The following is a 23313-nucleotide window of genomic DNA, read 5'->3' on the forward strand; positions in this document are numbered from 1 at the left end:
TCATTAAATAAACGAATCCTCGCCCTTGCCGCCAAGGACGATCTGCCCTTCGTCGGACAGGCGCCGCACGATCTGCAGGATGCCCTTCTGCTGCGTTTCCACTTCGGACAACCGCACGGGTCCTTTCGATTCCAGGTCTTCGCGCATCATTTCGCTGGCGCGCGCCGACATGTTCTTGAAGATCTTGTCGCGCAGTTCCTGCGATGCGCCCTTCAGCGCGATGATCAGCATTTCCGACTGCACCTCGCGCAGCAGCAGCTGGATGCCGCGGTCGTCGATCTCGATCAGGTTGTCGAACACGAACATTTCGTCCATGATCTTCTGCGCCATGTCGTTGTCGTAGTTCTTGATGTTCTCCATGACGGAATTTTCCTGCTCGCCGCTCATGAAGTTCAGGATCTCGGCCGCGGTGCGCACGCCGCCCAGCGTGGACTTCTTGATATTCTCGTTGCCCGACAGCAGCTTGGTCAGCACGTCGTTCAGCTCGCGCAGCGCGGCCGGCTGCACGCCGTCCAGCGTGGCGATGCGCAGCACCGCGTCGTTGCGCAAGCGGTCTGTAAAGTGTCCCAGAATTTCGCAAGCCTGGTCGCGCTCCAGGTGCACCAGGATGGTGGCGATGATCTGCGGGTGCTCGTTGCGGATCAGTTCGGCCACGGATTGCGAATCCATCCACTTCAGGCTCTCGATGCCGGACGCATCCTTGCCGCCCAGGATGCGCGACAGCAGCACCGAGGCCTTGTCGTCGCCCAGTGCCTTGGTCAGCACCTGGCGGATGTACTCGTCCGAGTCCAGGCCCACGGTGGAGGCGGCCGCAACCTCGTCGCGGAAGCCGTCCAGCACGTCGACCACCTGCTCGTGCGGCACGTTCTTCATCGTGGCCATGGCCGCGCCCAGTTTCAGCACCTCGCGCGGGCCCAGGAATTTCATCACTTCCGCGGCTTCGGCTTCACCCATCGCCAGCATCAGGATCGCTGCCTTTTGCAGTCCGGTATTTTCAGTCATTGTTGCCTATCCATGCCTTGATCACGTTGGCGACAATCCGCGGGTCCTCGTTGGCCAGTTTCTTGGCGAGGGCCAGGTTGTCGCGGTAGGTGCGCGCCGTGCTTTCTTCCATCGCCGCCAGTTCCTGCGCGCGGATTTCCTCTTCCGTCGGGCCGGCGGGCTCCACCACGATCTCTTCTTCCGGCTCGGGCTCGGGCGCGTTGATTTCGTCGATCTTCTTGAAGACCGGCCGCATCATCGGGCGTACCACGCGCAGCAGGATGTACAGCAGGATCAGCGCCACGATCGCGAACTTGGCGATCTCGGCGGCCAGCGGCAGGTTGGCCGGATCGCGCCACCAGTCGAGCGCCGGATCGGCCGGCCGGTCGATGCCGTCGAACGGCACGTTGGCCACGCTGACGGAATCGCCGCGGTCCTGGCTGAAGCCCATCGCCTCGCGCACCAGGCTGTTGATCTTCGCCATCTCGTCCGCGGCCAGGGGCCGCACGGTCACCTTGCCGGTCGCCGGGTCGACGATGCGGCGGTAATTGACCACCACGCCGACCGTCATGCGTTTCAGGCCTGCAATGGCTTTCTGCTCGTAGCGGACCGTCTTGTCCACTTCATAATTGGTGGTCGATTCCTTGTGGCCCGGCGCCGTGCCGGCCGCGGCGGCGCCGCCGGGCACGGTGCCCGGCGGCGCTGCTTCGCCGGGTGGCGTGGTCGCCAGCGGGGCGGTGGCGACACCGGGCGGCTGGTTCGACAGCGCGCCGGGCACGCCGTTCGGGTTGGCGTTCGCGTTGCCCGACGTTTCGCTGCTCTGCTGGCTGCGGATCGCCGACGGCGCCGGCGCCGAATTCGGTTTATAGGACTCGGCGGCCTGCTCGATGGCGGAAAAGTCCACGTCGGCCACCGCCTCGGCGCGCACGTTCTGGTCGCCGACGATCGGCTTGACGATGTTCTCGACCTGCTTGATGATCTGGTTCTGCAACTCCTGCACGTACTTCAGCTGGGTGGCGTCGAGGCTCTTGATCGCGCTCTTGCTGTCCTTGTTCTGGTCCGACAGCAGGTTGCCCTGCTGGTCGACGACGGTCACGCTGGCCGGCATCAGGTCCGGCACGCTGGATGCGACCAGGTGCACGATGGCGCTCACCTGGCCCGGATCGATCGAGCGGTTCGGGTGCAGCGTCAGCACGACCGAGGAAGTAGGGTGCTGCTGCTCGCGCACGAAGACAGACGGTTTCGGCATCGCCAGGTGCACGCGCGCGCTTTGCACGCTGCCCAGCGATTCGATCGACTTGGCCAGTTCGCCTTCCAGCGCGCGCTGGTAGTTCACCTGTTCGAGGAATTGCGAAACGCCGAGCTTCTGGTTTTCCATCAGCTCGAAGCCCACGTTGCCGCCCTTGGGCAAACCCTGCGAAGCCAGCGTCAGGCGCACATTGTGCACGCGATCCTCGGGAATCATGATCGCGTTGCCGCCTTCGCTGAACTTGTACGGCACCTGCATCTGGTCGAGCGCCGCCGTGATGGCGCCGCCGTCGCGGTCCGAATAATTGGAAAACAGCACGCGGTATTCCGGCTTGCTCTGCCACAGCCAGATCATCACGATCACCGCGATCACGGCGGCCACGGCGCCGCCGCGAATGATGTTCTTGCCCATCGGGGTCTTGTAGAACGGGACGCGCGCGTCGCCGGCGGCGGGGGCGTCGATATCGAGTGGTTCGGCGGCTGCGGCCATGGGTGTTTTCCGGGAACGTTGATGTCGGCAGCCCGGACACAGCGGGCCTGATACCTATTATCGGTTCGCGGCCGGTCGTTCGATCCGCCGAACAGACGCCGGTTTCCCGGCCTGCTCGGCGCCGCCGCCGGCGCCTTGCGCTGCTATCCTGCGAGGGTGGAAAAAGGCATCGGCCCAGCGCTGGTTGCCGACAGGTATTGTAGCGCGGCAAGCGACTATTTCGCTTGGGTTTGTTCTGCTACAGCAACAAAATGGAGTTCACCATGCGCACAGGCGGTATCGACAGCAGCCAGATCCAGTCCATGATTGCCCAGCTGAAGGCGGCGGCGACGCGCCCGCAAGCCACGCCGCCGGCGATCCAGACCGAGCAGCCAGCCGCCAGGGTCGATTTTTCCAATGCGCTCAAGGGCGCCCTGGACAGCGTGGCGGAAACGCAGAACAAGGCGCAGGCACTGTCGCAACGCTTCCAGGCGGGCGACGATTCGGTGAACCTGTCGGATGTGATGATCCAGATGCAGAAAGCCAGCATCAACTTCCAGGCCACCGTGCAGGTACGGAACAAGCTGGTGGAGGCTTATAGCAACATCATGAACATGCAGGTATAAGCGCGCGACAAAGAATCAGGGACGGCCCCAGTAACTAGGGGCCGTCCCCATTTTTACGCCCTTTCCCAGGTGCGGCCCTGCATGGCCGCACCGTTTCGCAGGCGCGGAGCAGTGCTCCACGATTTACGCCCTTTCCCAGGTGCGGCCCTGCATGGCCGCACCGTTTCGCAGGCGCGGAGCAGTGCTCCACGAATTCCCTGCTTCACCCCAGCCCGTTGATCCGGGCGTTCCGTTCCCGTTCCAGCTTGGTGATGTAGCGCTGCACGGCGGCGGCGGCGCCGCGGCCCATGTCGGTGAACTGGCAGCCGAGGCGGCGGTTGGTCGTGCTGTTGAGCTGCGTGATGTCGTGCGTGTTGCGGATCTGCAGGCCGGTGGTGACGTTGCCCAGGTCCGGCAGTTCGATCCGGCATTCGTGGTAGTCGCGGCCGGTGGCATCGCCCAGCATGAACTGGTTATCCAGGATCGCGATGCCGCCCACGCTGATATCGGCCAGGGGGAACATCGCCTGGCTGCCGCCCAGCTCGGGCGGCAGCGGGATCGTCACGCGCACCGGGTTCGTTAGCGGCGTCTGCATCCGGTAGTACTCGCGCCGCTGCAGGCGGATCAGGCTGGCGGGCACGGCCATTTTCAGGGCCGGCAGGCCGGCCTGCAGCGCCGGGTTCAATTTTTCACTGCCGAAAAAGATGCGGATCTTGTCGAGCGAGGTCTCGAACGACACCTCGCCGGTCAGCAGCCGCAGCACGTGCTCCTGCTCGGCGGGGCGGTCCAGCAGCACCGTGTCGGTGTCGCCATCGACTTCCAGGATCGAGGTCACATACACGGCGCCGCCATCGCGCGCGGCCACGCGGACGGTCTGCCTTGTTTCAGAGAGCTTGCGCAGCAGCGCAATGATTTCACGGCGCGATCCTACCTCGAAATCGTGCCAGTTTTCCGTGTCCGCGTCCGGGATGAAGGGTTGCATCAGGGTTCGTCTGTAGAGGTAGATGGGGGGAGGGCAGCGGCGGTGTCGGGTGCGGGCGGGGGTAACGCGCCGGATTTTTTCGCTGCTTCGATATGATAAAGCCAGGCCAATAGTTCCGCAATGACACGATAGAGTGCGGGCGGAATCTGCCGGTCCAGGTCGATGTCCATCAGCAAAGATACCAGCTCTTTCGATTCGTGGACGTAGACGCCGGCCTCCGCCGCCACTGCGATGATCTGTTCGGCCACCAGGCCGCGGCCCTTGGCCACCACCCTGGGCGCACCCTTGCCGTCATGGTAGGCCAGGGCGACGGCGCTCTGCATCGGTCGCTTCGGGCCGCCGTCACGATGCATCGTCATCCCCTTCGTCCGCCGCGGCGCCGGCCGTTGCCATTGCCGGGCCGGCATCCGCGGCGGCATCCGCGCCTGTACCCGGCCCCGCGTCCGAATCGATCTTCAGCGACGCCAATGGCGCCCCGGCCGCCTCCAGCGCCCGCTGCAGCATGCCCGACCAGGCACGCAGCTCGGCGGCCGTGTCATCCGTGCCGGACTGCATCGCGACATGCACCTGGTCGCCCACCAGCGTGATGGTCGCCGCCACCTTGCCCAGCAGCGGGAACGAGAAGCGGGCGCCGCTGCGCCATACGGGCGGCTCGTCCGGCTCGCCGCGGCCGCGCGAGCGGCCTTCGTTCTGTTCCCGTTCGACGTCCCACTGCATCGGCTGGCCGGGCCATGCCTCGCCGTGCCACTGCACCTTGCCCTGTTCCTGCGTGTGAAGCTGCAGGTTGATCATCTGCGCGGCGGAGAGGTCGGGGCCGCCGGCCATCGCGCGCGTCATCGCTTCGGAGGATGCCTGCTGCTGGGTCATCCGCTGCATTTGCGGCTCGCGCGCCAGGTCCTGCAGGCTGCGCTTGCCTTCGGCCCATTCGGCCACGTGCGATTCGTAGAACAGCCCGGATTCGCCGAGTACATTCTTCAGCGCCAGGCCGAGGCGCTCCGGATCGGGCGCGCCGGCGGCCACCAGCGGGTTCTTGCCATGGATCGTCACCGCTGCGCCGGGCGCCGAGTAGGCCTGCGTCAGCGCGCTGGCGATCGCGCGCGCGGCGGGGCTCAGCGTGGCGGTCGCGGACGTGTGATCGAGGGTGGGAAGCTGGTCGGCGGCCAGCAGCGGCGCCTTGTTCAGCAAGACCGCGGCCGAGCTCATCGGGCGGGCCTGCGCCGCAGCGGATTCGCCCGGCGCTGTATAGACGGTGGCCGGCTGCGCCTGCCCGGTGCCCACCTGCAGCAGCGGCCTGGGCTGGGCTGCCACGACGTTCAGCGCGATCGATGCGCCCACCGGCGTGCCGCCCGGCAGCACCATGCGCGCATTGGTATCGGCCACGCGCACGAGATAACTGCCGTCCGGGATCTTCGCCAGCACTTCGCCCTGCACGGTCTTGCCGACCATCGGGCCCAGCGCGCGCTGGAAGGCGGCCTGGCGCGGATCGGCGACCGCCTGGCCGCCGCCGGGTACAAGGGGCCGCAGCCCGGCCGGATCGAGCCGCGTCTGCACCCCTTAACCCTTTCGCCCGCCGCGCATCGGTGAACCGGCGCGGCTCAGACGCCGCCGTAGGCGTTGACCAGCCGCCGCTCGGTGCCGGTACTGTTGATCAGCCGCGACAGCTGCGCCATCCATGGCGTGATCAGGTCACGTACCTTGCGGTCGTTGTCCAGCATCTGCTTGATCAGCGTGGCCTTGCGCGCGCGCTGTTCGCCTTCCAGCCGGACCATGCCTTCGCTGGCCTTCAGCACCGCCACATGGGCCGTCATGCGCTGTTCCAGGTCCTGCAGGTGTTCCCAGTCGGAGGCGTTGGCCGCGGCCACCATCTGGGTGGTCAGGTCGCCCATTGCCGCATACACGCACAGCACGTCATGATTGGTCATCGTCATCGTTCCGGATTGCCTGGATTGTTATGTCGGTTTGAATGCTGCTCAGATGTTCGAGTAGGCGCGCGCCTGCTTCTGGGTGGCCAGCGGCGCGCCGCCCGCCGGTGCGTGCGCTTCGTCGCCGATCTGGTTCCACGTGTCGCGCAGGTCGGTCAGCAGGCCGCGCACTTCGTCCAGGATCTCGACCTGGTTCTGCAGGTTCGCGGTCAGCAGGCGCGAGCTCATGTATTCGTACAGCGCATCGAGGTTTTTCGCGATCTCGCCGCCCACTTCCTTGTCCAGGCTGGCCTTCAGGCCGTTGTCGATGATCTGGATCGCGTGCGAGATGGCCTTGCCCTTCGCTTCGATATTGCCGCTCTTCATATGATTGGTGGCGTTGATCAGCGCAACGATGGCGCCGTCGTACAGCATCGCCACGAGCTTGTGCGGGGTGGCGGCCGCGACGCCGGTTTCCAGGCCGACCTTGGCATAGGCATTGACGCCGCGTTGGGGGCTTCCGAACATGAGGTTCTCCTTGTTTCGATTAGCTGTTGGCGGCCAGGGCCGACAACTGCTGGGTCAGGTAGCTGGACGTGGTCTGCATGTTCGCCAGCATCACGTCCAGCGCACTGTACTGTTTGCGGTAACGGGCTTCGATGCCGGTCAGCTTGTCGGAAAACGCGGCGCTCTGTTTTTCCACGTCCTTGATCGACTTGTTGATGCCGTCGGTACGGCTGGTGATCTGGCCGGTCTTGCCCAGCATCGTCGTGGCCAGGTTGTTGAGCTGGTAGGCATAGCCTTGCGAGAAGCTGACCGTGCCGCGCGAACCGACCGCGCCGCCCGTCACGTCGATCTTCAGGCCTTCGACATCGGTACCGGCCAGGCCCGTCAACGTTTGCCCGGAACCGATCACCGGATGCCCGCCCAGCGTGCCGGCCACGTCCATGCCGGCCACGGCGGTGGCGCCGCCGAACAGGCTGTCCGTCGACGTGCCGCTGGTCGAACTGAGGGCGATATTGGACAGCGAACCGTACTTGGCCGACGACACCACCAGCTTGCCATCTGTATCGATCGATGCCGTCACCGAGCTGCCGGCGCTGGAGAACGCGGAGGTGCCGTTGATCGACGACTGCACCACCTTCGCCAGCTCGGCCGGCGTATAGGTGCCGGCCGGCAGCGTGACGGTCGCCGTGTTCTTGCTGTTGCTGGGCGTGGTGTCGTTCAGCGTGACGGCCCACGTGGTATCGGCGGCGATCGTGGTGCTCGGGGCGACCGGGTCGCCGCTCGTCAGCGCGCCCTGCGAGGCCATCTGCGTGATCGACAGTTCGTAGGTGCCCGGCTTGGTGGCCGAGGTGGAACTGGTGAACGACACCAGGTTGTCGCTGGTGTTGCCGACCGCGCCGAACAGGGCGCCGATATCGCCGAAATTGGTGTCGATCGCTTTCTGGAACTTGGTCGAGTCGAGCGTCAGCGTGCCGTCCTTCGAGAAGCTGATGCCCACCTGGCCCAGGTTCGAGTAGGCGCCGGACAGGCCGCTGATGTTCGACGTCAGCATGCGGCGCACCTGCGACTGGATCGAGGTGGCGGTGGCATCGCCCTGCAGCGCGCCCGCGGTCTTGTTTTCCGCGTCGTAGCCGGTGAGCTTCTTCAGCGTGCCGTTCAGGTCGTTGTAGGCCTTGACGAAGGATTCCACGTTGCTCTTCACCTGCGACGTGTTCTTGCTGATGGCCAGCGTGCTGGCGCCCGTCTGCGTGACGGTCAGCGTCACGCCCTGGATCGCTTCGCCCACGTTGTTCGACTTGCTGGTCACGGCGATGCCGTTGACGGTCAGCCTGGTATCCTGCGCGGCCGAGGTCTGCGTCATCTTCTGCGCGCCGGACGGATCGTAGGCCAGCAGGTCGGCCAGCGCGCTGTCGGGCGGATCGGTATCGGTGCCGGACAGCCCGATCTTCATCGACGCGTTGGCGCCGGTGGCGTTCGACGTGAACACCAGGTGATACGGGTTGCTGCTGCCGTCGGAGACGATGGTGGCGGTCACGCCGAGGCCGGCCTTGTTGACGGCGTCGCGGATGCCTTCCAGCGAATTGTTGGTGGCGTCGATCGTCACGATGCCCGAGGCGATGTTGGCATCCTGCGTGAAGGTGCCGCCGAGATAGGTGCCGCCGGTGCCCGCGGCCAGACCGGCGCCGGCCGGATTGCTGCCGGCGATCGTGATCGGGCTGGCATCGGTGGATTTGAGCGAAATGCCGCTGAGGGCGGTCTTGCTGGAACCGGCATTGACCTCGCCGCCACTGCTGCCGAGACCGCCGGTGACGCCGGCCGCGCTGCCGGTCACCACTTCGTCGATGTCGAGGTTGGCGCCGTCGGTACGCGTAAACTGGAGATCGCCGCCGGCGGCGGTGCCGGTGAAGGTGATGCCCGCGTCGGCGAGCGCGGTGAGCACGGTCGACGGGCTGGTCAGCGCCTCATCGATCGACGCGGCCGTGATGCCGTCGCCGGCGGCCACGCCGGCACCCTGCGCGCCGATCTGCACGCCGCCGACCTTCAGCGCATAGGTGCCGTCCACCCCGGTCTCGACATCGCCGAAGCCGGCGAACAGCGCGGCATCGCTCGATGCCGGCGTGGCACTGGCGGTGACGCCGGTGGTGGTGCTTTTCGCATTGATGGCTTCGGCCAGCGCGCGGGCGCTGGTGGTGGTGCTGTCGGTGGCGATGGCAGTACCGTTGATCGTCAGTGAACCGTTGCTGAGACCGGTGCTGGCGATAGGGCCTTTCAACGTTTCGCCAGCCAGGCCGAAACCGCCGCTGGCGCTGCCGAACTGGAACGAAATCGTGGTCTTGCCGCCCAGGCCGATCGCCGACTTGCTGCTGGTGATGCCGGGGGTCGTCAACGTTTGCGCCTGGGCGAGCTGCGACACGTTGACCTTGTAGTTGCCGGCCACGGCCTTGGACGTTGCCGAGGCCGACAATACGTCGGCATTGCTGGGCGTGGCGCTCAGCGTGTTGAAGTCGGTGGCCTTGGTAAGGCCGCCGAGCGACGCCTGGAACACGCCCACGGCGCCGCTCAGCGAACCGTAAGCGGACAGCGAAGCCTGGTAGGATGCGGTTTTTTGCGCATACTTGGTCAACGGCTGCTGTTCGACAGCCATCAGCTGGGAAACAATGGAGTTGACGTCGAGTATGCTGCCGGAGGTAGAGATAGTGGCCACGCCTTTGCTCCTGAGAAAGCGATAATGTAATTGATTATCGGCAGAATCAAACGAGACTTGAGAGGGAGAAAGAAGGCTCAGTTTTGCGCAATGCGGATCATGTTAGCGCAAAGCAGCCGGGGCCGACGCCCGGCTAGGGGTTTCCGGCACGGAGGACCGCCGCAGGCGGCCGCCGTGCCGGGGAATCAGGCTTGCTGGCGGATCAGCAGGCCGATCGCCTTGTCGAGCGACTTGGCGATCTGCAGCGCCTCTTCGGTCGGCATCTGCCGGACGATTTCCTTCGTGGCGACATCGACCACCTTGACGATGGTGCGTTTGCTGTCTTCGTCGATCGAGAATTCCAGGCTTTGCGCATGGACCGATTCGTTGAGCTTGCCAATGGCATCCTTCAGCTCGTCCATCGAGCCGGTGCCGGACGTGCCTGTTACCCTTGTTGTGCTTGTTGTGCCTGTTGTGCTTGTTATTGCCGTGGTGCCAGCCGTTGCCGCGGAATTGGCCGTGGAAGTGCGCCCTGCAGTGGGCGTGGCCACTTCGGTGGCAAAACCGCGGTCCGCCCTGGCGTAGGACTGCGGGCCGAGCGTGTCGATTGTCATGATGATTCCTGGAACGTAAAAAGTTCCCCGACTGAATTACCAGGCGGGGAACCGAAAAACTGCCATCGTGATCCAGCCATGCGAGCGGCCGGATCAGTGGTGGCGCCGACTGGCGCTGCTGACGAACTCAGCTTATGAACTCAGCCTATTAACGCAGCAGGCTCATCACGCTGTTCGGCAGCGAGTTCGCCTGGGCCAGCATCGCGGTACCGGCCTGCTGCAGGATCTGGCCACGGGTCATGCTGGCGGTTTCCGAAGCGAAGTCGGTGTCGACGATACGGCTGCGCGACGCGGACAGGTTCTCCTGCGTGCTCGACAGGTTCGAAATCGCCGACGAGAAGCGCGATTGCAGTGCACCGTAGGCGGCACGCTGGGTGTTCACCGTGGCCAGCGCGGCATCGGCGATCTTGATGGCCGACTGGGCACCTTCGAACGTCGAGATGTCCAGGCTGGCGACCGATTTCAGGCTCGAGGTGCCTGCGCTGCCCAGGCCGGAACCGTCGGTGACCTTGAATGCGCCTTCCGAGTCGTAGCTGAGCTGGCCGTTACCGGTGGCCTTGGCGGCGATTGCTTTCGCATCGAACGCCGTGCCGGCGGTACCGGTGGAGGTGTACTGCGCCACGTCGAGCTTGGTGTTGTCGGCGGTGTTCGTGTTTTCGATCTGGATATCCGCGCCGCTGGCATGGGTCAGCTTCAGGCCCTTGTTGACGGAATCGTATTCTGCCGTCACGCCGGTCTTGGCCGATTGGGCATTGATCGCGTTGATGCCGGCAGAGAAGTCCGCGGCGCTGGAAGCGGTACCGCTGACGGTGAAGTTGATCGCCACGCCCTTGTCGCCGTTGTCGCCCTTCAGCTCGAACGAGTAAGCCTCGGCCGCCAGTGCGACGGAAACTTCGGTCTTGGCCGATGCGGTCACGCCGGTCGACGCGGTCTGTGCGTTGACCTTCGAGGCCAGCGACTTGGCGGTATCGGTCGCTTCGACGTCGATCGCCGCGCCGCTGCCGCGCACGCCGGCAACCTGCATCGTGGTACCGGCGGTGATGTTGGTGGTGCCATCGGTCTTGATGACGGCCGCATCGGCTTTCACGTTGTTGTTGCCGTACGTATTCGTCGTGAAGTTCGCACCGGTCGACGAGATCAGCTGGTTGGCATCGGCGCCGACCTGGAAGTTGGCGGTGCCCATCGAACCATCCAGCAGCTGCTGGCCGTTGAACGACGTATTTTGCGAGATGCGGTTCAGTTCCGAGCCCAGCTGGGTGACCTCGGTCTGCAGTGCCTGGCGGTCCGATGCCGAGTTCGATGCATTCGACGACTGGACGGCCAGTTCGCGGATACGCTGCAGGATGTCGCCAGAGGAGGACAGGGCCCCTTCAGCGGTTTGCGCCATCGACACGCCGTCGTTGGCGTTGCGGGTTGCCTGCGTCATGCCGCGGATCTGCGACGACATGCGGTCGGAAATCGCCAGGCCTGCCGCATCGTCCTTGGCGCTGTTGATTCGCAGGCCGGAGGACAGGCGTTGCAGCGAGGTGGACAGGGCGGTCTGCGATGCGCTCAGGTTGCGCTGCGAATTCAGTGAGGCGGTGTTGGTATTGATTACGGAAGCCATGGTATTTCTCCAAACGGGTACGTCATATCGGCATTTGCTCTTTCACTTTGGCCCGCCCCCGTGTTCTGGGACGATCAGGCCGCTGTTGAGATTTGTAACGGTTTCCGTACGGGAACCTTTAGCGAATTTTCGTCAGGAAATTTTTTCTTTTGGGACTCAAGTATTTCCTGATGGATGCGCTTATACGGCTGCTCATCAGTATTCTTTAGGGGGAAATATTTTTTATTTCGTGGGTGCGGAAACCATGCTCCGCCATGTCGGATGGGGGCACTGATCCGCCCGGCAGGCACGGGCTTCCTGGGCCGGGCGTAAAAGACGGGTCCGGCAACGGTACGGCCGCAGGACCGGAGAACCTGCACCCGAAGCGGCCCTGGCGGGCGCAGGCGGCGGGAAGGTGACGAAAGAAAAAATCCCCGGCGGGATCGACCGGCCGGGGATTCGATGAAACGTGGTTTATGTCGCTTGCATGACGTTGTTTCGATTAACGCAGCAGGCTCATCACGCCATTCGGCAGCGTGTTGGCCTGGGCCAGCATCGCGGTGCCGGCCTGCTGCAGGATCTGGCCGCGGGTCATGCTGGCGGTTTCCGCCGCGAAGTCGGTGTCGACGATACGGCTCTTCGACGCGGACAGGTTTTCCGTCGTGGTCGACAGGTTGGCGATCGCCGACGAGAAGCGCGACTGCAGTGCGCCGTAGGCGGCACGCTGGGTGTTCACCGTGGCCAGCGAGGCATCGGCGATCTTGATGGCTGCCTGTGCGCCTTCGAACGTCGAGATGTCCAGGCTGGCGACCGATTTCAGGCTCGAGGTGCCTGCACTGCCCAGGCCGGAACCGTCGGTGACCTTGAATGCGCCTTCCGAGTCGTAGCTGAGCTGGCCGTTGCCGGTGGCCTTGGCGGCGATTGCTTTCGCATCGAACGCCGTGCCGGCGGTACCGGTCGAGGTGTACTGCGCCACGTCGAGCCTGGTGTTGTCGGCGGTGTTCGTGTTTTCGATCTGGATATCCGCGCCGCTGGCATGGGTCAGCTTCAGGCCCTTGTTGACGGAATCGTATTCCGCCGTCACGCCGGTCTTGGCCGATTGGGCGTTGATCGCGTTGATGCCGGCGGCGAAGTCGGCGGCGGTGGAAGCGGTGCCGCCCACGGTGAAGTTGATCGCCACGCCCTTGTCGCCGTTGTCGCCCTTCAGCTCGAACGAGTAGGACTCGGCCGCCAGCCCCATGGAAACCTCGGTCTTGGCCGATGCGGTCACGCCGGTCGACGAGGTCTGCGCGTTGACCTTCGAGGCCAGCGACTTGGCTGTATCGGTTGCTTCGACATCGATCGCCGCGCCGCTGCCGCGCACGCCGGCAACCTGCATCGTGGTGCCGGCGGCGATGTTGGTGGTGCCATCGGTCTTGATGACGGCCGCATCGGCTTTCACGTTGTTGTTGCCGTACGTGTTCGTGTTGAAGTTCGCGCCGGTGGCGGAGATCAGCTGGTTGGCGTCGGCGCCGACCTGGAAGTTGGCGGTGCCCATCGAACCATCCAGCAGCTGCTGGCCGTTGAACGAGGTGGTTTGTGCGATACGGCTCAGTTCCGAGCCCAGCTGGGTCACCTCGGTCTGGAGTGCCTGGCGGTCCGATGCCGAGTTCGATGCGTTCGACGACTGGACGGCCAGTTCGCGGATACGCTGCAGGATGTCGCCGGAGGAGGACAGGGCGCCCTCGGCGGTTTGCGCCATCGACACGCCGTCGTTGGCGTTGCGGGTCGCTTGCGTCATGCCGCGGATCTGGGAATTCATGCGGTCGGAAATCGCCAGGCCGGCGGCGTCGTCTTTCGCGCTGTTGATGCGCAGGCCGGACGACAGGCGTTGCAGGGAAGTCGACAGGGCGCCTTGCGAGCCCGACAGGTTACGTTGCGAATTCAGGGAAGCGATGTTGGTGTTGATGACCGATGCCATGGTAACTCTCCAGACGGTACTGCTGTTTGGGCACTTTGCTCGTCAACTTTGGCCCGCCACGCTGTTCCGTGACGCTCAAGCCGCTGTTGTTACTGGTAACGGATTCCGTATGGAAAGCTTTAGGCGTTTTTCCCGGAAGAATTTTCAAGCCAGGGCCTCAAGTACCGGGGGCGGCATGCGCCTTGTCGACCGGCGGCTGGATTTCTTTAGCCCGAATTGAAGGGTTTTTTGCCGTCAATTCCGCGCTTTGAAGGGGCAAAAAAAATCCCCGGCGGGTTACCCGGCCGGGGATTCTTGTCTGTAGCGCAGCGAATTTACGCCTTGTTGCCCACGCTTGTCGACGCTTGTTCCTATTAACGCAGCAGGCTCATCACGCCGTTCGGCAGCGTGTTGGCCTGGGCCAGCATCGCGGTGCCGGCCTGTTGCAGGATCTGGCCGCGGGTCATGCTCGCGGTTTCCGCCGCGAAGTCGGTGTCGACGATGCGGCTCTTCGACGCGGAAAGGTTTTCCGTCGTGGTCGACAGGTTGGCGATCGCCGACGAGAAGCGCGACTGCAGTGCGCCGTAGGCGGCACGCTGGGTGTTCACCGTGGCCAGTGAGGCATCGGCGATCTTGATGGCTGCCTGTGCGCCTTCGAACGTCGAGATGTCCAGGCTGGCGACCGATTTCAGGCTCGAGGTGCCTGCACTGCCCAGGCCGGAACCGTCGGTGACCTTGAATGCGCCTTCCGAGTCGTAGCTGAGCTGGCCGTTGCCGGTGGCCTTGGCGGCGATTGCTTTCGCATCGAACGCCGTGCCGGCGGCACCGGTCGAGGTGTACTGCGCCACGTCGAGCCTGGTGTTGTCGGCGGTGTTCGTGTTTTCGATCTGGATATCCGCGCCGCTGGCATGGGTCAGCTTCAGGCCCTTGTTGACGGAATCGTATTCCGCCGTCACGCCGGTCTTGGCCGATTGGGCGTTGATCGCGTTGATGCCGGCGGCGAAGTCGGCGGCGGTGGAAGCGGTGCCGCCCACGGTGAAGTTGATCGCCACGCCCTTGTCGCCGTTGTCGCCTTTGAGCTCGAACGAGTACGACTCGGCCGCCAGCCCCATGGAAACCTCGGTCTTGGCCGATGCGGTCACGCCGGTCGACGAGGTCTGCGCGTTGACCTTCGAGGCCAGCGACTTGGCGGTATCGGTCGCTTCGACATCGATCGCCGCGCCGCTGCCGCGCACGCCGGCAACCTGCATCGTGGTGCCGGCGGCGATGTTGGTGGTGCCATCGGTCTTGATGACGGCCGCATCGGCTTTCACGTTGTTGTTGCCGTACGTATTCGTGTTGAAGTTCGCGCCGGTGGCGGAGATCAGCTGGTTGGCATCGGCGCCGACCTGAAAGTTGGCGGTGCCCATCGAACCATCCAGCAGCTGCTGGCCGTTGAACGAGGTGGTCTGTGCAATACGGCTCAGTTCCGAGCCCAGCTGGGTCACCTCGGTCTGCAGTGCCTGGCGGTCCGATGCCGAGTTCGATGCGTTCGACGACTGGACGGCCAGTTCGCGGATACGCTGCAGGATGTCGCCGGAGGAGGACAGGGCACCCTCGGCGGTCTGCGCCATCGACACGCCGTCGTTGGCGTTGCGGGTTGCCTGCGTCATGCCGCGGATCTGGGAATTCATGCGGTCGGAAATCGCCAGGCCGGCGGCGTCGTCTTTCGCGCTGTTGATGCGCAGGCCGGACGACAGGCGCTGCAGGGAGGTCGACAGGGCGCTTTGCGAGCCCGACAGGTTACGTTGCGAATTCAGGGAAGCGATGTTGGTGTTGATGACCGATGCCATGGTGACTCTCCAGACGGTACTGCTGTTTGGGCACTTTGCTCGTCAACTTTGGCCCGCCACGCTGTTCCGTGACGCTCAAGCCGCTGTTGTTACTGGTAACGGATTCCGTATGGAAATCTTTAGGTGATTTGGGGAAAATATTGAAGTTTTTTGCGCTGAATCAGTACGCGATGACAGATATTTAATGATGTTTCACGATTCTTGCTGACAAATTAAAAAGCCCGGCATTGCCGGGCTCTTCAGTATCAACCACAGGAACGGGGTAGAGGGCTCTACTCCGCGACAATGACCCGGTTCTTGCCGGACTTCTTCGCCACGTACATGGCGCGGTCGGCCCGCGATACCAGCGCGGTCTGGTCTTCGCCCTGGCGGCGCAACGCCACGCCGGCCGAGAACGTGATCAGCACCTTTTCATTCTCGTGCATGAAGAAATGCCGGGTAAGTTCCCGTTGCAGGCGGGTCATCGTGGCAACGGCCGCGTCCACCGCGGTCTCGGGCAGCAGGATCAGGAATTCCTCGCCGCCGAAGCGGGCGATCACGTCCATCGAACGCAGCGTTTCCTTGACGATCTTGACCAGGTGCTTCAGCGCGCTGTCGCCGGCGATGTGGCCGTACGTATCGTTGAGTTTCTTGAAATCGTCCAGGTCCAGCACGGCGATGCACAGCGGCGTGCCGCGCCGATCGGCACGGGCCGTTTCGCGCTCGAACACGTCGTCCAGGCCGCGGCGGTTCAGGCTGCCTGTCAGCTGGTCTTCCCGCACCAGCTCGCTCATGTGCTGCAGCTGCGTTTCCAGTGACTTGATGCGCTCTTCCGCTTCCTGCACTTCCTGCCGCGCGGTCATCATGTTGTCGCGCGCCTGCAGCGCTTCGGCCTGCACCACGCGGGTATCGTGCAGCACGTCGTCGAGGATCTGGTTCAACTCGGTGATGTCGTTGGCATGGCTGATCTTCTCGGAATAGGCGCCGATCTTTTCCTGGAAGTCGCCGGTGGTGGCGGCCACCTGGCCGAGGCGGTCGATGAAGGTCATCACCATGTTCTTCACGGTGGCCTTCACATCCGCCATGCTGTGCTTGAGCTGGCTCTGCTTGTAGATCACGTCCTTCAGCGTGCGGGTGGCCGCTTCCAGCGCACGTGCGTCGAGCGGGCCCGCGATCAGCGCCTGCACGGCGTCGACCTGGCCGCGCAGCCATGAATCGTCGTCCAGCAGTTCGCTGACATTTTCCAGCAGCAGGCGGAACAGCCGCAGCAGCAGCTCCTGCTGCTCGGCCGTGTCGCCGTGCTTCAGTTCGATCTGGTAGCACAGCTGTTTCAGCCGCACGGCGATCTCGGAAAGGTCGGCCTCCGTATGCGCTTCCTTCGTCGCCGCGCCCAGCGATGCCGCTTCCTCCGCCATGGCCGGCGCGCCCGCCAGCAGCGACGCCACCGCCAGCGTCAGCGTACGGCTGAGCAGGTCGCGCAGCAGCCGGGTCTGCTCGCCCTCGGCCATCGGCGCCAGTTCGATGCCACCCTTCTTCACCGGCCGCTCGGCCAGTTGCGACAGCGCCGTGGCATAGGCATCCCAGTCGCGCGTCTTTACGGCACGGTTGAAACGGCGGCCGAAATCGGCCAGCTCGCCGGGCTGTTCGGCGATCCGCGAGGCGAAGCGGCTCAACACGTTCTCGGGGCCCGGATCGGCGGGAATCGCCACCACGGGCGCCGGCGCCGGAATGCCGGCGATTTCATTGTAAATGTCGCGATAGGCATCCGGCGTTGGCGAGATGCGGCGCACCGCCAGGCGGCGAAATGCCTCGCGTGCAATCTCGGCCGGATTCTGATCAGCAGGGCTTGGGGGTTTGCTCGACATCGCGCTTGCAGCCTTTACAAAGGATTACCTGTAGCTTCCCATCTTAAAGTAACAATGGATTTGCCGATGCACGGAGCAGCGGGGCTAATTTCCTTTATTTCCGGAACCAGGAGTTTCTGGAAAACAGTTGTCCAAGTTGCCAGCGAACCTCAATCGATCAAGCCGTTCCTGATCGCATAGTGGGTCAGTTCCGCGCTGTTCTTCAGTTTCATCTTGACCAGCAGGCGGGCGCGGTATTCGCTGACCGTCTTTACCGACAGCGACAGTTCCTTGGCGATCGCACCGACCGTCATGCCGGAAGCAATCAGCGTCAGCGTCTGGTACTCGCGGTCGGACAGCGTTTCATGCAGCGCGGTTTCATGGTCTTCGCCAACGTGGTTGGCGAGCTCCTGGGCCAGGGCGGCACTGATGTATTTCAATCCGCCCGCTACCTGCCGGATCGCGGTGACGAGCTCCTTCGGCGCGCTCTGCTTGGTGAGATAGCCGGCCGCGCCAGCTTTGAGCGAGCGGATCGCATACTGGTCCTCGCGGTGCATCGACAGCATCAGCACGGCGAGCTCCGGCTTTTCCTTCTTGATCTGCTTGAGCACTTCGATGCCGCTGCGGTCGGGCATCGAAATATCGAGCAGCACGACGTGGCAGCCCGATTTGCGGAACAGGCGCAACGCGTCGCTGCCGTTTTCCGCCTCGCCGGCCACCACGATATCGCGCGTGTCGGCCAGGATCTGCTTCAGGCCTTCGCGCACGATCGCGTGATCGTCCGCGATGAAGACCTTGATGGCTGCCTTGTCGCTCATGCTGCTTGGTTCCTAGTTCGTTGTTGCAGGCCGAATTGTAGCCGCTTCCGGGCCAAGGCCCGGGCCGGTACGGCCGATGCGGATCGCCACGACGGTGCCGCCGCCCGGAGCATGCGACAGGTTCAGCGTGCCGCCCAGGGCCCGGGCGCGCTCGGCCATGCCACGCAGGCCGAACGAGCCAGGCTTGGCACGGTCCGCGGCACGGATGCCACGGCCGTTGTCCGTGATCTTCACGCCCACGTGCTGGCGGGTGCCGTGCAGGCGCACCGCCACGCTGGTCGCGTGCGCGTGCTTGGCGATGTTCGTCAGCGCCTCCTGCACGATGCGGAACAGCGCGGTGGCCTGGTCGGCGTCGAGCGCCACATCCTTGGCGTTGGAGTGGAAGGTGCAGGCCAGGCCCGCCTGCGTGGCGAATTCCTTCACCTGCCACTCGAGCGCCGCAACCAGGCCGAAATCGAGGATCGACGGACGCAGGTCCAGCGTGATGCGGTGCACGGCTTCGATGGTGCGGTCGGCAAGTTCGTCGACATAGGCGGCCTTCTCGGCCAGCGCGGTATCGCCGGCCGGCAGGCGCGCGGCCAGCATCGCCAGCGCCATCTTGATGGCGGTGAGGTTGCCGCCCAGGTCGTCGTGGATCTCGCGCGCCATCCGCGTGCGTTCCTGTTCCTTCACTTTCTCGATGTGGGCGGTCAGTTCCGCCAGGCGCGCGCGGCTGGCACGCACTTCGAGTTCCTCCAGCTTGCTCTCGGTGATGTTGGTCATGATGCCTTCCCACTGTACCGCGCCACCCGGCAGCACGTGTGGCGACGCACGCAGGTTGATCCATTTGACATCCTTCCAAGCCTCGATCCAGATGCGGCCTTCCCAGTTCCAGCTCCACAGCGTGGCGGCGGACGATGTCATCGAGTCCACGTAGGATTGCCGGTCTTCCTCCAGCACGAGCTGCGCGAATTGCTCCGGCTGCGCCGCCAGTTCGCCCGATGCCAGGCCGAGCAGCGCCTGGCAGCCTTCGCTCAGGTAGGGGAACGACACGCGGCCATCGGGTTCGCGGCGGAACTGGTACACCAGGCCCGGCGTGTGCGACACGATCGCCTCGAAGCGGGACTGCACCTGCTGCAGCTTGTCGGCGTGGCTCTCGTCTTCCGCGATGGCCAGCACGCAGTCCCTGTCGCCATGGCGTATCCCTTGCAGGCGCAGCGACACGCGGTAGCGGGTGCCGTCCGCCCGCGCCAGCACGGTGCTGACGATGGCGCCGCTGTCGGCGGCCGCATCGAACTGCTCGCGCGGCAGTGCCGGCGCGATGGCGGCGAAGGGGGTACCGGCTTCATGGCCGGCCTGGGTGCGGGCGGCGGGATTGGCATCGAGGAGGTACAGCGTGCCGCGGTCGATCAGGAACAGCTGGGAACGCGTGGCATCCCACACCGCTTCGTGGCACGAGGCGTGCGAGCCGAATCGGGCAGCGCTCATAAATGTGTACAATCGTTCCGCATTGGCAGGATGATACGTGAAACACCACTTCTCATGAACAAAGCTTTTGTTAAAGAAACCGAGCAGGAAGACGACGACGACGTCCAGCAGGCGCCGCCGATCCCGCCCGGGGCGAAGAATTACATGACGCCGGCCGGCTACCGGCGCATCAAGGAAGAACTGCTGCAGCTGATCGACGTCGACCGGCCCGAGGTGGTGAGGGTGGTGCACTGGGCCGCATCGAACGGCGACCGTTCCGAAAACGGCGACTACATCTACGGCAAGCGGCGCCTGCGCGAAATCGACCGCCGCATCCGCTTCCTGACCAAGCGGCTGGACCTTGCCGAAGTGGTGGACCCCAGCGTGCACCACGGCAGCGACCAGATCTACTTCGGCGCCACCGTCACCTACTGCAACCAGGATGGCGCCGAGAACACGATCACGATCGTCGGCATCGACGAATTCGACCCGCTGAAGGGCAAGGTCAGCTGGATCTCCCCGATCGCCCGCACCATCACCAAGGCACGCGAGGGCGATGTCGTGACGCTGCACACGCCGACCGGGGTGGAGGAGCTGGAAATACTGGCGGTGACGTACCCGGCGGCGGCGGAACGGTAGCTGGTCAGAAGCCCTGGTGTCGGACACTTTTTCCCGGTTTCTCGGAAAAAGGTGTCGGACACCGGTTTTTTTTGCTTGCACCTGCCTTTGTCAGATTCCCGCGATCTTCCTGGGCCGCCCCCGTGGTGCTGTCTCCTTCATCAAGCTGCGAAACCGCGCCAGCTCATCCTGGTGCAGCGCTTCATCGGACAAGCGCTGGTAGTTCAAGTGGCGTTCCACGTCGCTGAGTCCCAGGCGCAGGTACAGCTCATGGGGGCACAACAAGCGATCCGTGCCCAAGCCGGCATTCCCAAGATAGCTCGACCAGCGGTAGTCACGTTGGTGCCAGCACATCGCAGCCCGCACCGGATTTGCCTCAACATAGCGCTGACAGGTCAGCAGATAGCGTTCCGTAGGAACCGGGTGCGACCAGTAACGGCCCTCCCAGATCGATCCCGTGCGACCCAGACGTTTGTTGAGATACCGGGTGTATTGCTGTCCGAGCCGTCTCATCAGTTCAGGCGCCAGCATGACGTCGTCGAAAGAGGCCAGGATGTGCACGTGATTGGTCATCAGCACATACGCGTGAATCGAACAGGCGACAGCGGAAGCATGCTTGCTTAGCCACTCGAGATAAACCAGGTAATCCGAGTCAATGAAGAAGCATGGCTGCCGATTATGACCACGCTGGATGATGTGCAGCGGCACACCTGGCAACAGCAAGCGGGGGAGCCGCGACATGTTTTGCTCCGGAGATGGGAAGTCGCTATTTTCTTACTGGTCTGTTACAAGTGACCTGTGCGGGCGCAAGGAAGAACCAGGGTCCAACGTTGGCTATTGGTGCGAGCGCGAGGGACAACCGGTGTCCGACACCTTTTCTGGAAAGGTCGTCCAGAAAAAGTGTCCGACACCAGGCCGCGAATTGTGCCGGCAGTTATCCCCGCTCGCGCGAAACCCGGTTCACGCCGGTAACCTTCCGCACATTGCGCAGCAGCCCGGCCAGGTGCACCCGGTCCTTGACCTGGATGGTGAAACGCAGCTGGTGCAGTACGTGGTCGTTGTCCTCGTCCATGCCGACGAACGTGATGTTGCCGTCGGATTCGCCGATTTCGGCGGCCACGCGGGCCAGGATGCCTTTTTCGTTGTTGATCAGCAGGCGGATGCGGCTGTCGAAGCGACGGTTCAGTTCCGTGCCCCACTTGACCGCGATCCAGCGCTCCGGCTCCTTCTGCCGCTGGCGCCGCGCCACGCTGCAATCGGACGTGTGCACCTGCAGCCCCTGGTCGCGCCGCAACTGGCCAACGATCTGGTCGCCCGGGATCGGCAGGCAGCATGGCGCCAGCTGCACGGACACGCCTTCACTGCCGTAGATCGTCACGGGATCGAGGTCGGCGGCCGAGTTGTGGTCGATCGGCACCGAGGCCGATTCGCCGCCCATCAGGCCGAAGATGTGCCGCGCGACGAGCGCCGCCATCCGCTTGCCGATGCCGATGTCGGCATGCAGTTCGTCCATCGACTTCGCCGACGATTCGTTCAGCAGCCGTTCCACCAGCGGTTCCGGCACATCCGGCGAGATGCTGATCGCCGCCAGCGCCTGCTGCAGCAGTTGCCGTCCGAGGCCGATGGATTCGGGCAGGTTGATGGTGCGCAGGTGATGCCGGATCGCCGAGCGCGCCTTGCCGGTGCGTACGAAACTCAGCCAGCTCGGGCTCGGCCGCGAATCGCTGTCCGTCACGATCTCGACGATGTCGCCGTTGCGAAGCTCGGTGCGCAGCGGGGCGGGTTCGCCGTTGATCGTCACCGATACCGTGTGGTCGCCAATGCCGGTGTGGATCGCATACGCGAAATCGATCGGCGTGGCGCCGCGCGGCATGGCGATGATCTTCGACTTCGGCGTGAACACGTACACCGAGTCGGGGAACAGGTCGACCTTCACGTGTTCCAGGAACTCGGCCGAGTCGCCGGTCTGCTGCTGGATGTCGAGCAGCGACTGCAGCCACGCGTGGGTGCGCTGCTGCATGTCGGTCATGTTGGCATCGCTGTTCTTGTACAGCCAGTGCGCCGCCACGCCCGATTCGGCGGTGCGGTGCATTTCCTGCGTGCGGATCTGGAACTCGACCGGCGTGCCGTACGGGCCGATCAGCGTGGTATGCAGCGACTGGTAGCCGTTCAGCTTGCGGATCGCGATGTAATCCTTGAACTTGCCCGGCATCGGCTTGTACAGCGAATGCAGCGTGCCCAGCGCCACGTAGCAGTTCGGGAAACTGTCGACGACGACGCGGAAGCCATACACGTCGAGCACCTGTGAAAAAGTGAGCTGCTTCGTGCGCATCTTGTTGTAGATGCCGTACAGCGTCTTTTCGCGGCCATACACTTCGGCGTGGATGCCGGCCATGCCGAGCGTGTTCTTGACCGAGTCGAGGATCTTGCCGACCACTTCGCGCCGGTTGCCCCGCGCGGCTTTGACGGCCTTGGCCAGCACGTTGTAGCGCAGCGGGTGCAGGTGCGAGAACGACAGGTCCTGCAGCTCGCGGTAGATGTTGTTCAGGCCGAGCCGGTGCGCGATCGGCACGTACACTTCCATCGTTTCCTTGGCGATGCGCTGCTTCTTGGCCGGCGCCATCACGTCGAGCGTGCGCATGTTGTGCAGACGATCGGCCAGCTTGATCAGGATGACGCGCACGTCGGACGCCATCGCCAGCAGCATCTTGCGGAAGTTCTCCGCCTGCGCCTCGATCTGGCTCTGGAACTCGATCTTTTCCAGCTTGGACAGGCCGTCGACCAGTTGCGCGACCGGCGCGCCAAAGCGCTCGATCAGCTCTTCCTTCTTGACGTCCTGGTCTTCCATCACGTCGTGCAGCAGCGCCGCCATCAGTGCCTGGGCGTCGAGCTTCCAGTCGGCGCAGATCTCGGCCACGGCGATCGGGTGCGAAATATAGGGCTCGCCCGATTTGCGCACCTGGCCCAGGTGCATCTCGTCCGAGAACCGGTAGGCTTCCTTGACCTTTTTCAGGTCGGCCTCGGTCATGTACTCGGCAAGCTTTTCAGTCAGGTGGCTGATGGTTGCCACGCCCGCGGGAATCATGGGAGCGGCGAGAGGGGAGGTGGAAATGGCGGGAGACTGGGCGGCATCGCCGTCCGGCCGGGCGGCCGAACGGCGCCCTCGCGAAACGGGGCGTTCAGTGATGCCGGATTCGGTGGAATTCAGGTTCATGGTGTTCGCAGTGTAATTCAACTGAAGAACCTGTGGCGGTGCGGTGAA

General features: G+C 64.1%; 19 protein-coding genes. 2 read left to right on the forward strand and 17 right to left on the reverse strand.

Annotation, left to right across the window (positions count from 1 at the left end):
* Positions 1–3: 3 nt before the first annotated feature.
* The gene (gene fliG / locus GJV26_RS19965; protein ID WP_155710500.1) at positions 4–1002 is read right to left on the reverse strand and encodes a flagellar motor switch protein FliG; all 999 of its coding nucleotides are present in this window, start codon (positions 1000–1002) and stop codon (positions 4–6) included.
* Positions 995–2719 (reverse strand): flagellar basal-body MS-ring/collar protein FliF, encoded by a 1725-nt coding sequence (gene fliF / locus GJV26_RS19970; protein ID WP_229419365.1) that lies wholly within the window; start codon positions 2717–2719, stop codon positions 995–997. Before fliF ends, fliG begins: the two co-directional genes overlap by 8 nt.
* A 263-nt stretch (positions 2720–2982) precedes the next feature.
* Here fliF and fliE point away from each other — a divergent pair, with 263 nt between their 5' ends.
* On the forward strand, positions 2983–3324 hold the full coding sequence (fliE, locus tag GJV26_RS19975) for a flagellar hook-basal body complex protein FliE (RefSeq protein WP_155710501.1): 342 nt from the start codon (positions 2983–2985) through the stop codon (positions 3322–3324).
* Positions 3325–3526: 202 nt separating this feature from the next.
* Here the strand turns inward: fliE and GJV26_RS19980 are convergent, their stop codons facing one another.
* The 13 genes from GJV26_RS19980 to GJV26_RS20040 all read right to left on the reverse strand — a co-directional run bounded on the left by GJV26_RS19980 (position 3527) and on the right by GJV26_RS20040 (position 19454).
* A complete protein-coding gene (locus GJV26_RS19980) occupies positions 3527–4285 on the reverse strand; it encodes a flagellar brake protein (RefSeq protein ID WP_155710502.1) in 759 nt (252 codons plus the stop codon).
* Positions 4285–4644 (reverse strand): EscU/YscU/HrcU family type III secretion system export apparatus switch protein, encoded by a 360-nt coding sequence (locus GJV26_RS19985; protein WP_155710503.1) that lies wholly within the window; start codon positions 4642–4644, stop codon positions 4285–4287. The genes GJV26_RS19980 and GJV26_RS19985 overlap by 1 nt, the downstream gene beginning before the upstream one ends.
* Positions 4628–5836 (reverse strand): flagellar hook-length control protein FliK, encoded by a 1209-nt coding sequence (gene fliK, locus GJV26_RS19990; RefSeq protein WP_189441934.1) that lies wholly within the window; start codon positions 5834–5836, stop codon positions 4628–4630. Before fliK ends, GJV26_RS19985 begins: the two co-directional genes overlap by 17 nt.
* A gap of 44 nt (positions 5837–5880) precedes the next feature.
* Complete coding sequence (locus tag GJV26_RS19995) at positions 5881–6207, reverse strand: flagellar protein FliT (protein WP_229419366.1); 327 nt, start codon at positions 6205–6207, stop codon at positions 5881–5883.
* A gap of 48 nt (positions 6208–6255) precedes the next feature.
* Positions 6256–6714 carry a flagellar export chaperone FliS gene (fliS, locus tag GJV26_RS20000; RefSeq protein WP_155710504.1) on the reverse strand — a complete coding sequence of 153 codons (459 nt, stop codon included), beginning with the start codon at positions 6712–6714 and terminating at the stop codon, positions 6256–6258.
* Positions 6715–6733: 19 nt separating this feature from the next.
* Complete coding sequence (gene fliD / locus GJV26_RS20005; RefSeq protein ID WP_229427945.1) at positions 6734–9397, reverse strand: flagellar filament capping protein FliD; 2664 nt, start codon at positions 9395–9397, stop codon at positions 6734–6736.
* Positions 9398–9582: 185 nt separating this feature from the next.
* A complete protein-coding gene (locus GJV26_RS29805; RefSeq protein ID WP_173346236.1) occupies positions 9583–9990 on the reverse strand; it encodes a flagellar protein FlaG in 408 nt (135 codons plus the stop codon).
* Between the two features lie 148 nt (positions 9991–10138).
* On the reverse strand, positions 10139–11596 hold the full coding sequence (locus tag GJV26_RS20015; protein ID WP_155710505.1) for a flagellin N-terminal helical domain-containing protein: 1458 nt from the start codon (positions 11594–11596) through the stop codon (positions 10139–10141).
* Between the two features lie 481 nt (positions 11597–12077).
* On the reverse strand, positions 12078–13535 hold the full coding sequence (locus GJV26_RS20020; protein ID WP_155710506.1) for a flagellin N-terminal helical domain-containing protein: 1458 nt from the start codon (positions 13533–13535) through the stop codon (positions 12078–12080).
* 353 nt (positions 13536–13888) lie between these two features.
* Positions 13889–15346 carry a flagellin N-terminal helical domain-containing protein gene (locus tag GJV26_RS20025; protein WP_155710507.1) on the reverse strand — a complete coding sequence of 486 codons (1458 nt, stop codon included), beginning with the start codon at positions 15344–15346 and terminating at the stop codon, positions 13889–13891.
* 272 nt (positions 15347–15618) lie between these two features.
* On the reverse strand, positions 15619–17190 hold the full coding sequence (locus GJV26_RS20030; RefSeq protein ID WP_155710508.1) for a GGDEF domain-containing protein: 1572 nt from the start codon (positions 17188–17190) through the stop codon (positions 15619–15621).
* 149 nt (positions 17191–17339) lie between these two features.
* Positions 17340–17987: a response regulator gene (locus GJV26_RS20035; RefSeq protein ID WP_155710509.1), complete on the reverse strand. Its 648-nt coding sequence runs from the start codon at positions 17985–17987 to the stop codon at positions 17340–17342.
* Between the two features lie 12 nt (positions 17988–17999).
* Positions 18000–19454 (reverse strand): sensor histidine kinase, encoded by a 1455-nt coding sequence (locus GJV26_RS20040; protein WP_155710510.1) that lies wholly within the window; start codon positions 19452–19454, stop codon positions 18000–18002.
* A 54-nt stretch (positions 19455–19508) separates the two neighbouring features.
* Here GJV26_RS20040 and greB point away from each other — a divergent pair, with 54 nt between their 5' ends.
* Positions 19509–20072, forward strand: a complete 564-nt coding sequence (gene greB, locus GJV26_RS20045; protein ID WP_155710511.1) for a transcription elongation factor GreB — start codon at positions 19509–19511, stop codon at positions 20070–20072.
* 90 nt (positions 20073–20162) lie between these two features.
* On the opposite strand, the gene GJV26_RS20050 is transcribed toward greB, so the two are convergent.
* On the reverse strand, positions 20163–20792 hold the full coding sequence (locus GJV26_RS20050; RefSeq protein WP_155710512.1) for a transposase: 630 nt from the start codon (positions 20790–20792) through the stop codon (positions 20163–20165).
* 193 nt (positions 20793–20985) lie between these two features.
* Positions 20986–23265: a RelA/SpoT family protein gene (locus GJV26_RS20055; RefSeq protein WP_155710513.1), complete on the reverse strand. Its 2280-nt coding sequence runs from the start codon at positions 23263–23265 to the stop codon at positions 20986–20988.
* Between the last annotated feature and the right edge of the window lie 48 nt (positions 23266–23313).

It is taken from the genome of Pseudoduganella dura (assembly GCF_009727155.1).
GTDB classification, from domain to species: domain Bacteria; phylum Pseudomonadota; class Gammaproteobacteria; order Burkholderiales; family Burkholderiaceae_D; genus Rugamonas; species Rugamonas dura.

Excerpts from the sequence above, each read along its gene's own strand:
- GJV26_RS19985 (WP_155710503.1), bottom strand. The coding sequence starts at position 4,644 with ATGACGATGCATCGTGACGGCGGCCCGAAGCGACCGATGCAGAGCGCC.
- fliF (WP_229419365.1), bottom strand. The coding sequence starts at position 2,719 with ATGGCCGCAGCCGCCGAACCACTCGATATCGACGCCCCCGCCGCCGGC.
- GJV26_RS20020 (WP_155710506.1), bottom strand. The coding sequence starts at position 13,535 with ATGGCATCGGTCATCAACACCAACATCGCTTCCCTGAATTCGCAACGT.
- GJV26_RS20035 (WP_155710509.1), bottom strand. The coding sequence starts at position 17,987 with ATGAGCGACAAGGCAGCCATCAAGGTCTTCATCGCGGACGATCACGCG.
- greB (WP_155710511.1), top strand. The coding sequence starts at position 19,509 with ATGAACAAAGCTTTTGTTAAAGAAACCGAGCAGGAAGACGACGACGAC.
- fliG (WP_155710500.1), bottom strand. The coding sequence starts at position 1,002 with ATGACTGAAAATACCGGACTGCAAAAGGCAGCGATCCTGATGCTGGCG.
- fliE (WP_155710501.1), top strand. The coding sequence starts at position 2,983 with ATGCGCACAGGCGGTATCGACAGCAGCCAGATCCAGTCCATGATTGCC.
- GJV26_RS20025 (WP_155710507.1), bottom strand. The coding sequence starts at position 15,346 with ATGGCATCGGTCATCAACACCAACATCGCTTCCCTGAATTCGCAACGT.
- GJV26_RS20055 (WP_155710513.1), bottom strand. The coding sequence starts at position 23,265 with ATGAACCTGAATTCCACCGAATCCGGCATCACTGAACGCCCCGTTTCG.
- GJV26_RS20050 (WP_155710512.1), bottom strand. The coding sequence starts at position 20,792 with ATGTCGCGGCTCCCCCGCTTGCTGTTGCCAGGTGTGCCGCTGCACATC.
- fliS (WP_155710504.1), bottom strand. The coding sequence starts at position 6,714 with ATGTTCGGAAGCCCCCAACGCGGCGTCAATGCCTATGCCAAGGTCGGC.
- GJV26_RS19980 (WP_155710502.1), bottom strand. The coding sequence starts at position 4,285 with ATGCAACCCTTCATCCCGGACGCGGACACGGAAAACTGGCACGATTTC.
- GJV26_RS29805 (WP_173346236.1), bottom strand. The coding sequence starts at position 9,990 with ATGACAATCGACACGCTCGGCCCGCAGTCCTACGCCAGGGCGGACCGC.
- GJV26_RS20030 (WP_155710508.1), bottom strand. The coding sequence starts at position 17,190 with ATGTCGAGCAAACCCCCAAGCCCTGCTGATCAGAATCCGGCCGAGATT.
- GJV26_RS20040 (WP_155710510.1), bottom strand. The coding sequence starts at position 19,454 with ATGAGCGCTGCCCGATTCGGCTCGCACGCCTCGTGCCACGAAGCGGTG.
- GJV26_RS20015 (WP_155710505.1), bottom strand. The coding sequence starts at position 11,596 with ATGGCTTCCGTAATCAATACCAACACCGCCTCACTGAATTCGCAGCGC.
- GJV26_RS19995 (WP_229419366.1), bottom strand. The coding sequence starts at position 6,207 with ATGACCAATCATGACGTGCTGTGCGTGTATGCGGCAATGGGCGACCTG.